Source organism: Verrucomicrobium sp. BvORR034 (assembly GCF_000739635.1).
In the GTDB taxonomy this organism is placed as follows: Bacteria; Verrucomicrobiota; Verrucomicrobiia; order Verrucomicrobiales; family Verrucomicrobiaceae; genus Verrucomicrobium.
This window is the reverse complement of record NZ_BATQ01000065.1, coordinates 15839-27441: the sequence shown is the minus strand read 5'-3', so window position 1 is coordinate 27441 and position 11603 is coordinate 15839. Positions and strand designations below refer to the sequence as shown.

Annotated in this window: 11 protein-coding genes; 5 read left to right on the top strand and 6 right to left on the bottom strand. The window is 59.7% G+C overall.

Annotated elements, in window-relative coordinates; all coding sequences use genetic code 11:
- Window positions 1-889: enoyl-ACP reductase FabV (gene fabV / locus BV034_RS11835; protein WP_050027223.1), on the top strand; the 889-nt coding region annotated here is incomplete at its 5' end.
- A 145-nt stretch (window positions 890-1034) separates the two neighbouring features.
- Here fabV and BV034_RS11830 read toward each other — a convergent pair.
- Window positions 1035-2111 carry a hypothetical protein gene (locus tag BV034_RS11830; protein ID WP_050027222.1) on the bottom strand — a complete coding sequence of 359 codons (1077 nt, stop codon included), beginning with the start codon at window positions 2109-2111 and terminating at the stop codon, window positions 1035-1037.
- Window positions 2112-2284: 173 nt separating this feature from the next.
- Here BV034_RS11830 and BV034_RS11825 point away from each other — a divergent pair, with 173 nt between their 5' ends.
- The 3 genes from BV034_RS11825 to BV034_RS11815 all read left to right on the top strand — a co-directional run bounded on the left by BV034_RS11825 (window position 2285) and on the right by BV034_RS11815 (window position 6622).
- Complete coding sequence (locus BV034_RS11825) at window positions 2285-2824, top strand: hypothetical protein (RefSeq protein WP_050027221.1); 540 nt, start codon at window positions 2285-2287, stop codon at window positions 2822-2824.
- Window positions 2825-2991: 167 nt separating this feature from the next.
- Window positions 2992-5571 carry an FAD-dependent oxidoreductase gene (locus BV034_RS11820; RefSeq protein WP_050027220.1) on the top strand — a complete coding sequence of 860 codons (2580 nt, stop codon included), beginning with the start codon at window positions 2992-2994 and terminating at the stop codon, window positions 5569-5571.
- 295 nt (window positions 5572-5866) lie between these two features.
- Complete coding sequence (locus BV034_RS11815; RefSeq protein ID WP_081887747.1) at window positions 5867-6622, top strand: response regulator transcription factor; 756 nt, start codon at window positions 5867-5869, stop codon at window positions 6620-6622.
- Here the strand turns inward: BV034_RS11815 and BV034_RS11810 are convergent.
- The 4 genes from BV034_RS11810 to BV034_RS11795 form a co-directional block, all read right to left on the bottom strand.
- Complete coding sequence (locus BV034_RS11810) at window positions 6609-7859, bottom strand: glycoside hydrolase family 2 TIM barrel-domain containing protein (protein WP_063768755.1); 1251 nt, start codon at window positions 7857-7859, stop codon at window positions 6609-6611. The two genes, BV034_RS11815 and BV034_RS11810, sit on opposite strands and share 14 nt — an antisense overlap.
- Window positions 7860-7927: 68 nt before the next feature.
- A complete protein-coding gene (locus tag BV034_RS11805) occupies window positions 7928-8800 on the bottom strand; it encodes an alpha/beta hydrolase (RefSeq protein WP_265592899.1) in 873 nt (290 codons plus the stop codon).
- 74 nt (window positions 8801-8874) lie between these two features.
- Window positions 8875-9426: a hypothetical protein gene (locus BV034_RS11800; RefSeq protein ID WP_265592898.1), complete on the bottom strand. Its 552-nt coding sequence runs from the start codon at window positions 9424-9426 to the stop codon at window positions 8875-8877.
- A gap of 198 nt (window positions 9427-9624) precedes the next feature.
- Window positions 9625-10254 carry a LysE family translocator gene (locus BV034_RS11795; RefSeq protein ID WP_050027215.1) on the bottom strand — a complete coding sequence of 210 codons (630 nt, stop codon included), beginning with the start codon at window positions 10252-10254 and terminating at the stop codon, window positions 9625-9627.
- Window positions 10255-10405: 151 nt separating this feature from the next.
- Between BV034_RS11795 and BV034_RS11790 the strand changes: the two genes are divergently transcribed.
- The gene (locus BV034_RS11790) at window positions 10406-11050 is read left to right on the top strand and encodes a DUF2959 family protein (protein ID WP_050027214.1); all 645 of its coding nucleotides are present in this window, start codon (window positions 10406-10408) and stop codon (window positions 11048-11050) included.
- 6 nt (window positions 11051-11056) lie between these two features.
- Here BV034_RS11790 and BV034_RS11785 read toward each other — a convergent pair whose 3' ends face one another.
- Complete coding sequence (locus tag BV034_RS11785) at window positions 11057-11596, bottom strand: hypothetical protein (protein ID WP_050027213.1); 540 nt, start codon at window positions 11594-11596, stop codon at window positions 11057-11059.
- Window positions 11597-11603 lie beyond the last annotated feature (7 nt).

The following is an 11603-nucleotide window of genomic DNA, read 5'->3' as shown; positions in this document are numbered from 1 at the left end:
TTTTAACGGCGACGCCTTCTCGGACGCCATCAAGGCGGAAGTCATTGCCGCCATCAAGGCCGACCTCGGTCAGGTGGATTGCGTGGTTTACAGCCTTGCCTCCCCGCGCCGCACCGATCCCAAGTCCGGTCAGGTGTACAATTCCGTCCTCAAACCGATTGGTGAGAGCTACACCAACAAGAACCTCAACACCAACTCTGGTGTGGTGAACGAGGTCACCATCGAGCCTGCCGCAGGCGATGACGTCGAGCAGACCATCGCCGTCATGGGTGGCGAGGACTGGCAGATCTGGATCGACGCCCTCCTCGAGGCAGGCGTCCTGGCTCAGGGCGTGCAGACCGTTGCCTATTCCTACATTGGGCCTCAAGTGACTTGGCCCATCTACAAGAATGGCACCATTGGCCGTGCCAAGGAAGATGTGGAACGCGTCCAGAAAGTGCTCGACGCTCACCTCGCCCCTCTCGGCGGCAAGGCCTGGGTCTCCGTCAACAAGGCCCTGGTCACCCAGGCCAGCTCCGCCATCCCCGTGGTGCCCCTTTACATCTCCCTCCTCTACAAGGTGATGAAAGACCAGGGCACCCATGAGGACTGCATCGAGCAGATGGACCGCCTCTTCCGCGATCGCATGTACAGCGGCACCCCCCAGCCTGACGAGGCCGGCCGCATCCGTGTGGACGACTGGGAAATGGCCTCTGCTGTCCAGGAACTCGTGGGCCAGCGCTGGACAGAAGTTAATTCCGATAACCTCGCTGAGCTTGGTGACTTCGAAGGCTACAAGTCCAGCTTCCTCCGCCTCTTTGGCTTCGGTCTGGAAGGCGTGAACTATGAGTCAGACACGGATGTCACCATCGGCATCCCCTCGCTTCCAGCGGCCCCTGCCGCGGCCTAAGACAACCGGCATCACCAGAGGCCCAAGATTTGATCAGCCCCGGCGGAGAACTTTTCGCTGGGGCTGATCGTTTTTGCAGGCCAGCCGACAACTATTGACCACCTGCGAATCGTCCTCGAACCCGCCAGACACACCAACCGCCACCTCACCTTCCTGGCACCGACTGCTGCGCTTTCTTCAGCCAGTCCATCTTCTCCACCTGCCGCTTCCTCTCCTCCGGATCCAGACGCAGTTTCTGCACCTCGTCATGCGTGGGCAGACTGCCAAAGGCCTTGTATCTCACCTCCCCCTGGCCCGGCCCCATGTGGCTCACGTCAGCCACCTCCACGATGCCAAAGGTCGGCAATTCGACTTCAGGCAGCTTCTCGCCTTCCTTCACGAATGCCAGCTTCTCCAGGGTGATGACGCTGCGGTGACTGGATTGCGGACCCTTGTAGCTGTACTTCATCTCACCCGGCAGGGTTAGGGTATCACTGGCTTTGAAAAACTGGCCAAACTCGTAATTCACGAGCTGGGGAAAGTCAGCACTCCCCGTGTGCAGTATCATGCCCGTCACCAGCCTGGCATCCGAGGGATGACGCAAGATGTCGCCATGACCATAGGGCCACTTTACCGCCAACTTCAGAGCCGCTCCTGCCTCGGCATCTGCCGCAGCTTGTTGGGTGGAGATGCCATCCGCAATTCTGGAGATCCAGTCGGCCTGTCCCAGCAATCCCATTTCTGCAAGCATCACGCCCAAGACGGTTGTCTGGTCTGGCGTACCTTTGCGGATGGTGATGTGCTCGCTGCCCTCACTGTATTCATACATGAGCCCTTCCCGCTCCAGGCACCAGGAGACTCCACCCTCAACGAGACTGCCGCCCTTCTGGGCGATGTACTGGCAGAGCACCCCATTGGCTCCCACAGTCAACTTGTAGCGGTAGGGGTTCGCAGCGGGCTTGCCCTTACTCTCGCGTACCCAGGCTAAAAACTGATCCCTTCCCCGTCGGCGTTGTTCCGTGTCCTCCTCTCCCTTGGCCAGTTGGGAGTCCAGCATGGACTGCCGCATGGACTCCACTTCCGCATCTTTCTCCGCCTCCGTCATCGGTTTGGGATCAAAGTATCGGTCAAATCGCCCCTCCATCTGGCGGATCTTGAGATCACGCGCCAAAGCCTGAGTATCAGCGGCCGGCATGGTATCTCCGACCAGAAGGAACAACAGAAACAAAAGACCTGGCTTCATGGCGAAAGGAAACTCCGTAGAAAGGCGAAGATGATCAACCTCACATCGGGAAGATTGGCGCTTCATTAGCTTGGATTCCCCGCCTTTTGACAAGATTTTCTGCACCGATTCGCCAAATTCATCTTGCACCCCAGCCTCTCATTGGCTCGTTGCCAAGATCTTGATCGATATCCATGTCCGATTCGTCCTCCCCCATTCTCCCCGCCAAAACGCGCCTGACTGGCGCCTCCATCACGGTCTTGATTCTGGCCTGGCTGGCATGGGCGCTTTTGCTCCTGAGTTATGGCATTGACGTTCTCATTGCTTCCTTCGGACATAGTCCCAACCAGCCCGCCCGGCCCCAGCCGATCAGCAACGATTTCACGGCAGCGCTCGTCGCCTGTTCTGTCTTCCAGATCCTTGTCGTCGCCTTTGTCCGCTGGTTTGGCCTTCACTACCTTATCACACCACGCCGCCTCATTCCAGGCACATGGTCCGCCGCCATCGTCGCCCTGCTGGCCACAGGATTTATTCTCGTCCTCATCAAGTCCATCGAGGTGTACCGGCTGATCCTGTGGTTTGGCAGCATGTCCTGGCCTCACTATCTGCCGTTCTATGGTGTGAGCCTGCTCTTGCTGCTGGCGCACCCGCCCTGCTTTCTGCTCACTGACCGGGTGCTGCAGCGTCCTTTGCCCACTCCTCCAGCCCAAGCTTCTCTATCAGCATCGCCCTGAGAGGCTCGGTCACTCTCACAAGCACCTGGCCAGCCCCGGTAGAGCCCAGCTCACCGGGGCGTTCTTTTTGTTGGACGTCGGTTCGCTTTCCAGCTGGCAAGATTGATTTACCAGCCAAGACACCCTCTTGGCAACGTTGACCCGGTACACCTTCATTCCCCACGCTTATGAAAATGCACCGCCTCAGCATTCGCACGATTTTCCCCGTCGTTGGCATAGGCCTTCTCTCGGCGGCAACCTGCCCGGCAGCACCAGCTGGAAAAGAGCCCCCAACCTCTCCGCAAGGCATTGTTGTGGACGACGATGCCGCTGCCTACACCGGCCACTGGGTACGCAGCACCAAACAGCCCGCCGTTTATGGGCCAGCCTACCACCACGACAATCAGGCGAAGGATGGCGGCTCGGCGGCAGTCTTTACTCCAAAGTTAGCCGAGCCAGGAGAATACGAGGTGAGGCTTTGCTATGTGCCCACGGACAATCGCTCCACCCGTACGCGCGTGACGGTGCAGACCGCCGATGGTCCCAAGGAAGTCACAATCAATCAGCGTCAGCCATTGCTCGACAAGAACGGAGTGCCACGGGCTCTAGGTACCTTTAGACTCGCGCCTGACGGCAAGACCTCAGTGACCATCTCCAATGCAGGTGCCGATGGATTCGTAGTGGTTGACGCCGTCCAATTCCTGCCGGTCGCCCTAGCCGTCCAGGAACGAAGCGGGAGCATCCCTTCAGGCTGGCCCTCCAACTTGGGAGCCGCAGCCACCGCTCGCCCGGCTCCATCCGAATCTACCCCCAACCCCGCCTCCACCGCCGCCGCCCTTTCCCCCATGGCCCGCGTGACAGCCCCCACCCACCAACCGGTTCCTGCCGACACCGAGCCTGTGCATCTGGCCAAAGCATCCAGCGCCAGCGATGTCGCGAACAAGAACTACGATGTCGTCATCGTCGGTGCCACAGGCAGCGGTGTGCTCTGCGCAGTACGAGCCGCTCGTGAAGGCTGCCGGGTGCTCCTCGTGCAGCACAACGAGCACATCGGCGGCATGATGACCAATGGCCTCATGCAGTGGGACGCCCTCTATGGCGGCCCACGTGCCCCGCTCTTCACGGAACTGCTGCGCAACATTGAGAAACACTACATCCAGCGCTTCGGCCGTGACTCCAAGGAGCATCAAACCGCCCGCTACACCCACGAGCACTACCCGATCAGCTGGGCGGAACCCCGGGTGGCAGAGAGGGAGTTCAACCGGCTCGTCGCTGCGGAAAAGAACATCACACTGCTTCTTTCGCATTACCCCGTAAGCGCGGAGCGTGAAGAAGCCTTGATCAAGGAAATAAGTCTCTCCCGATACGGAACTTCAGAGCAGATCAAGGTGACAGGCACGACCTTCGTGGATGCCACCTATGAAGGCGACCTCTTCGCCCTCGCAAAGGTGCCTTTCCGCGTGGGTCGCGAAGCCCGGGATGAGTACAACGAACCCTTCGCCGGGAAGACTTTCGTCAACATCGATCATGAGGGTCCGGCCAGCATCGCCGGAGAAGGCCTTAACCTCCGTACCTATGGCTCGCGTCAAGGCACGCTCGATCCCACCAGCCCCTTCACCGCCGACGGTGCAGTTCAAGCCTACAACTACCGGTTCTGCGTCACCAAGGATCCCGCCAACCGCGTCCTGCCGGACAGCCCGCCTCCCGGCTATGATCGCAATGAGTACGTGAAGTATGACCGCAAAAGCATCTCCACCAATGCGGGGCCGAATCTCAAGAGCCACATGAACAGCCCCATCCTGCCGGGGGAAAATCATCGCTATCCGGAGGCAGGCTGGCCGGAGCGGGAGAAGATCATCGACCGGCACAAAAACTTCGCACTGGGCCTCATGTGGTTCCTCCAGAACGACGAGTCCATCTCGGAGAAAGCCCGCGTCCAGTTCCGCGAGTGGGGCCTGCCACGTGACGAATTCCAGGACAATCAACACATCCCCTATGAGATGTACGTGCGTGAGGCACGCCGCATCGTGGGACGGCACGTCTTCACTTCACACGACAACAGCGCCGTTTCACCCGGCCTTCGCACGCCCATTCATCCCGACAGTGTTGCCGTCACGGACTGGTACATGGACTCCCACTCCTGCACGAAGGACTCCCGCCCAGGCTATCGATATGACGGAAAGCTGATCCTCACAGAGGAATCCCGCCCCGCCCAGATCCCCTACCGCAGCCTGCTGCCCCAGGGCGTGGATAATCTCCTCGTACCCGTGTGCCTGGGAGCCACGCATGTGGCCTGGGGTGCCATCCGGCTCGAGCCTGTCTGGATGCAAACTGGCGAGGCCGCCGGCCTTGCCGCAGCGCAAGCCACGCAGACTCGTCAACCAGCCGCCAGCATCGACTCCGCCAAACTCGTGCGCACCCTCGTTCAGCGCGGGCAGCTCGTCAGCTTCTTCAATGACATCAAAGCCGATGCTGACAACGCCGAGGCCGTCGCGGCCCAGTACTTCGCCACTCAAGGTTTCCTCCCCGGCTATCAGGCCCGGCTGAAGGATCCCCTTGATCCACAAACCGCCGCGGCCTGGGCCCAGGCATTTGAAAGGCTAAAGACCGGCACTTTGAACCCTCAACAACTTGCCGCCTCCATTGCTTCGATAGAAAAACAAAATCTTACAGCGGTGTCGCCAGAAAAATCTGGCAAACCTCGGGGCGCTGTCCTGCTGGAGATGTGGCAATCCCTTGCGGGTAACCGTGCGCCAACCGCACCATGAATTTTTGCGATACAGCACCAAATGTCACGCCAGCCCAGGTAGTTCCTCAGCATTCAGACACGCACTTGAAAACATTCGCAATAATGCCGGACAATCCCGGCATTATTTCATCGATGGTGCGGCCGGCACCATCATGACGTAGTCGCCTGCTATTGAGTGAGTTTCACTCCATCTCGTGCAAAATCCGCCTGACAAAGCTGTCAGGTTCTCACTTCACAAAAAATTCTAACGACAAACCCACATGCCACACTATAAGTAATAAGACTCCTCCTGATACCCCAGATGTCCTGTAAACATGAATCAGCACTCAGTACTGATAGTTCACGGCGAACCGCTGGTGCGAGTTGGGCTGCGAACGTTGTTTGAATCCCAACGCGCATGCGCCACTTGTGGAGAAACCAGCAACCCGGCAGCGGCGCTGGCTCTGGCCACAGAACTGGCGCCTCGATTTGTGCTGTTGGATCTGGTGCTTCCGCAGGGAGACGGCGTGGTGCTCATCAAAGACCTGCATCGCTTCGCTCCCTCTTCCCATTTGATCGTCATCAGCAGCCTGGTTGACACAGAGTCTGTACAGCGCGCCTTCCGTGCTGGCGCGGAGGCTTATGTGACCACGCAGGATGAGCCTGCCGAGGTGCTGGCCGCCATGGATGCCGTACAAGAAGGCCGACGTTATGCCAGCAACCGCGTCTCCAGCAGCCTTTTGCAAGACCTCTCCTGCGGAGCTCTGGGCCGCCCACGTGACGCCGAGGTGTCACGCCTCTCTGACCGCGAGCTGCAGGTGTTCCGCATGATCGGTCGGGGCATGACCAGCACCAACATCGCCCAAGAGTTGGGCGTCAGCAGCAAGACGGTGGAAACTCACCGCCAGAGGATGAAGGACAAGCTCCAGGTGCACAACGGAGCCCAACTGGCCCAGCGTGCCGCCTCATGGTTCGCCTCCATGGCGAAACGCAGCGGCCATCCGCAGCCCCGCATTGAACCCATCTCCCGCATTCCACTGCGCCGCCGCAAAGAAGCGCCAGTGGAACTGGCACGTTTCAAGGCTGACTGACCCGAATCAAAAAGTTGGCTGTGCCCACGCCCCCGTGACCATCACGGGCATAGCCGTAGATCCGGTACTCACCGGGCTGCTGTGGTGCAGCAAAAGTGGCGCTGCTGCCTTTTACTTCCAGCACGGAGGATGGGTGAGCAGGCGGCGTCAGCTCGCGGCCCTCCTTGTCCCGGGCCCCATGTGCAGACAGCACGCGCCAGTCGATCGTGAGCACATCGCCGTCAGGGTCCTGCGCCACCAAGCCCGCCGAAAACTTCTGCCCCGGGCGTAGCGTCTGCCCTGCCTGGTCACTCCGCAGAGCATCCACCGCTGGCGCACTATTGGCGGGCTTCCGCCCTGTCCACAGCTCTTGCAGCACATCCACTGATGGTGTCGCCGCCCCGTCCTCTGTTAGCAACCCGAACCACGTCGCGCTGGCTTCCTGTTTTTGCCCCCAGAGAAATGCGTATCCCCCAGCGCAGCCCCCCGTCGCTCCCGAGCCCAATGCCTTCGTGGCCGCCATCTTTAAGAACTCCGCCTTCTGCGTACTGGTATCTTCCAGCGGAGTGCCCCATGAAGTTTTCCCGACCTCCCAGAAACCACGTGGACCGTATTCTGTCACCACCCAGGGGCGCCGCCATCCAAGCTGCGCCAGGGTCTCTCTCAGGCCCGGAAGCGCTCCATAGGTATTGATCCCCACCAGGTCCAGATCAGGGGCATGTTCGTTCAGCCCTTTGGCTTTCATGTCGCTGATGCCCGCCAGGGCGGTAAAGGTGGGATGGGCGGGGTCTGTTTCATGAACCAGTTTCGCCAGCCGGTTCACCTGTTTCCAGAGCGCGGCATTGCCACCATCGCCCTCCATTTCATTTCCGAGGCCCCAGAGCAGGAGCGCCGGGTGATCTTTGTGCTCGGTCACGATCTGTTTCACCCGCGCCGCCTGCCGGTCACAATGGTCAGGCCGGCTGTAGGAGAACCATGAGCACTCGGACTCCAGCCAAATGCCCGCCGCCACGGTGAGCCCCAGCGCGTGGGCTTCATCCAGTTTGGCCCCCAGACCTTCGTGTCCCCAGGTGCGCACCGAGTTGCCACCCCGAGCCTTCAGCAGCTTGAGCGGGCCGTCCCCGCCCGCGCCTTGAATGAAATACGGCTCCCCGCCCCGCTTCAATCCCCCCTCCGGCACCACCTCCACCTTCACGGGGGCGGCCCACACCGCTGCACTCAGGGTGCAGCCCCATAGGAGGAGAGAAACGCGCATCATATTCGCCTCCCATCCAACCAGCCGCAGAAGCTCTCTGCAAGCTTCTACAGGTTGGCAGCGCGAATCGATCACGGCTTCAACTGCTCCACCAGGAAGCCAAAGATGTCCGGATGCTTCACGTCTTTGGCACCGGTGTAGTTGAACTCGTACGGCACGCCCACCGTTTTCAATTTCTCCACCAATCCGGCTCCAAAGTTGGCGGAATGCGGGGGATCTTTGTGCGGCTGACCGAGCGCCGGAACCGAATCATAGAACAGGTACAGCGGCGGGTCGCCATTCGACACCAGTTCGTACGGTGAGAATTCCTTGATGTAGGGCATCAGCGATTCTCGCTTGTCCAGAAAATCCTGATAGCTGGGCAGCGTGAAGGCGTGATGACCGTAGTCGTTGTTGGCGATCCAGTCCCGCATCTGCTTGGGATCCAGCGAAGTTTGAGGCACAAAGGCCATCACACACGTGAGCCGGGTGGATTCACGAGCCACCGGATCCGTGCTTCCGGGTTCTGCCCGGTCATCATGAAGCGCCAGCCACAGAACGTTGAATCCCCCTGCGGACCCGCCGCAACCCGCAATGCGGTTCTTGTCCAGCCCCCATTCAGCCGCCTTCGTCCGGACAAACTGCAGCGCCCGGGCTGAGTCATCCAGACACGCCTTCACCGGAGGAGACACCTTCTCAGCAATGGCATCGGGGATGAGACGATAGTTGATCGATACCACCGAGATGCCCGACTCCAGGCACTTTGCCAGAAAGTCCGGGTTGGCCTTGTCACCATTCATCCAGCCTCCGCCGTGAACGAAGAACATTAGCGGCACGGGCCCCTTGCCAGCTTTGGGAGTCTTCCAGAAATCCAGGACTTGCTTGGGGTGCGGTCCGTAGGCCACATTTGCCTGGGTGGGTGCCGGCGCGGCCGGTGCTTGGGCATGAATCAGCGGGCTGCCCAAGCCCAAGACGACGAGTGAGAGGCAAGCGGATAGGTGGCCGAGGCGCAACATGGTGCCATCGATAGCGAGAAGCCCTACCCTTGCCAAGAGGCAACCAGCGAATTTCTGCGGGCGGGCAACTGCTTGCCTTTCAACATGGACTCGTAGTCCGGATTGGGAGCGGTGGGATCCACGTTGAACACGACCTCATTGCTCCTCAAGAGACACGGGAGACTGTCCCTCACGGCTTCGAATGCGCCCGTGCCGAACTCTGTGAGCGCCCTTCCCATGCTCGGAAGGTTCAAATAATAGAAGACAACGGCATAACTTCCTGGCTGGGCTGGCAGCTTGCGGACCGGCATGAATTCCTGCAGCATCAAGGTCTCGTTGGGGGCCAGACGAAACACCTCACTCAGCATGATCGGCTGCATGTTTGCACAGCGGTCTTTCGGATACTCCATGGGAGGTGCCTGAGGATTCTCAAGCTTCCGCTCATCACGGGGCACCCAGGAAAACTCCACTACAGGCGTCCTCTGCCCCTCCCAACTGCCATCACCGGGCCGTACCAAAGTCACAGGCTGGCTTCCTTTGTTGGTGACACTGATCTTGACGGCTGCTCCGCTGGAAGCAGGGATTCTAGCGGCCAAAGGTTCAATTCGCAGCACAACATCCTGAGCGACGGCAGTACGGAGTCCAACCGCGACCAACGTCGCAATGATCAAAGGACAAAGGAAAAGTAGCGGATTCCAACTCATGGTGGAACGGGTTGAGCGCAACCGAGCTTTGTCACAGCATAGAAAAACGAGCACCCTCTCGTCAATCAAGAACCTCAGCCCCGCTCATTTCTACTTCCCACCCGCAGCTGTCGCCGCTCCCAGCCCGCAATAGACCACGCCCGAAACATATTTTTCATGCTTCAGCACCGAGCTGCGCCGCAGCCAGGGAGCGAGCGTTCCGCTCATCAACGCATACAGCCCATCACTGAGGATGGCCATGACCACGAAGACGCACCCCATGGCCAGCATCTGCAGCCAGGGCGCACCATAGCCCGCGCCTTTGGCCACGAACTGCGGCAAGAACGCCAGGAAGAAGAGCGCGGTCTTGGGATTCAGCGTCCCCACGGCATACCCCTGCCAGAAGACCACTCTCAGGCGCTCCGCCTGAAAATTCAGGGTCTCCACCGTCATCGGCTTGGACATGAACTTGCGTATGCCAAGGACGATCAAGTACAAGGCCCCGGCGTACTTCAAGAGCGAGAACAGAGTCGCTGAGGTCGCCAAAATGGCCGACAACCCCAGCGCGGCGAAGATGGCATGAGTCAGGTTCCCCAGCCCCACCCCAGCTACAGAAGCCAGACCCGCCATGCGCCCTTGGCTGATGCTGCGCGTCACGATGTACAACACCGCCGGTCCCGGTGTGAGAATCAGCAACAGGGAAGCCAGCAGAAACAAGGTGAACTTTGCAGGATCAAACATGGGCAATGTACAAAGGAATACGTCACAGACTCCCGATCACTGAACAAGCATGCGGAAAGATTGACAATATTTTCCCATCCGGATAACAACTCATGGCATAGGCACACTCCGCTTTCGGAATGCGCCCTCTCATCATCGGCCTACTCTCCCCATGCATACCTCCCGTCGCGCCCTGCTTGCTCTTGCCGTCTTGCCCGCCTTTGCCGGATGCCGCACGGTGTACTACACCGCCATGGAGAAGGTCGGCTTTGAAAAACGCGACCTGCTGCGCCGGGCTGTGAAGGCAGCCCGCGGAGAGCAGCAGCACGCCGGGAAACAGTACAAAGACGCCCTCGAACAGCTTCAGGCCATCTATGGCCGCAGTGGCAGCAATCTGGAGAAGGCCTACGACAAGCTCAAAGCAGAGTACGAATCCTGCGCGGCAGATACCAAGGCCGTGCAAGGACGCATCAAGGAAATGGACCGCGTGGCCTCCGACCTCTTCCGTGAGTGGGAGGGCGAAATCCGCCAGATGGACGACGCAACCCTCTCAAGCTCCAGCCGCGACAAGCTCGCCCAGACGAGGACAAACTTCACGAATGTCTCCAGCGCCCTCCATCGCTCCTACGAGGCCATGCCTCCGGTGCTCAAGAAGCTGCAGGACCATGTCCTCTATCTAAAGCACAACCTCAATGCCGAAGCACTGGGCTCACTGCGCGGCCGCGCCCAGGAGATTGAGGGGGACATTCAGACGCTCCTAACCCGTATGAACGCCGCCATCGCTGAGGCCGACGGCTTCGTGAAGACGTTGAAATAACTCTCTTCAGTAACCCGCCGGACAATAGCACACGCCGCGACCATCTGTCTCCACCTGCAGGCCCGCCGCAGACAAGGCGCTTTCACAGGCCAGCTTCACGGCGTCTGGTAGCCCGTAAGCGCGGGGCACCGAACAGGTATCGAACCACCCCACCACTGATCCAGGCGGAATGCGCTGAATCTCACGCAAGTACTCTGCATAGTCGTAGGTGTCCGTGATACGTCGGGTGGCACGCTCCGCCACGACGTATCGTGCCTTCGGAGCCTCTTCGGTGCCATCATTCATTAGCAGGACTTCATAGGGATCTCTCAGAAGAAAGGGCTCGGTGTGATCGAAGGCATCCATCGTCATGAATACCAGGTTGCCCTCTTCATCCACGTCACCGATCCTCCAATCCTGCAGGGGAGGCAGCGCAGGCCGGGGCTCCAGAGAGCGGACATTCAACCACGAAGTCCGATGAGCCTGCACCACCAGCAAAAGGAAAGGCACCCAACCTCCCGCCATCACGATCAGGAGCCATTTGGCAGCGGTTCTGACACGACTCATTTCACTA

Bases quoted from the DNA above. Each gene is read 5' to 3' on its own strand.
- BV034_RS11830 (WP_050027222.1), bottom strand. From the start codon at position 2,111: ATGAAGCCAGGTCTTTTGTTTCTGTTGTTCCTTCTGGTCGGAGATACC.
- BV034_RS11825 (WP_050027221.1), top strand. From the start codon at position 2,285: ATGTCCGATTCGTCCTCCCCCATTCTCCCCGCCAAAACGCGCCTGACT.
- BV034_RS11820 (WP_050027220.1), top strand. From the start codon at position 2,992: ATGAAAATGCACCGCCTCAGCATTCGCACGATTTTCCCCGTCGTTGGC.
- BV034_RS11815 (WP_081887747.1), top strand. From the start codon at position 5,867: ATGAATCAGCACTCAGTACTGATAGTTCACGGCGAACCGCTGGTGCGA.
- BV034_RS11810 (WP_063768755.1), bottom strand. From the start codon at position 7,859: ATGATGCGCGTTTCTCTCCTCCTATGGGGCTGCACCCTGAGTGCAGCG.
- BV034_RS11795 (WP_050027215.1), bottom strand. From the start codon at position 10,254: ATGTTTGATCCTGCAAAGTTCACCTTGTTTCTGCTGGCTTCCCTGTTG.
- BV034_RS11790 (WP_050027214.1), top strand. From the start codon at position 10,406: ATGCATACCTCCCGTCGCGCCCTGCTTGCTCTTGCCGTCTTGCCCGCC.
- BV034_RS11785 (WP_050027213.1), bottom strand. From the start codon at position 11,596: ATGAGTCGTGTCAGAACCGCTGCCAAATGGCTCCTGATCGTGATGGCG.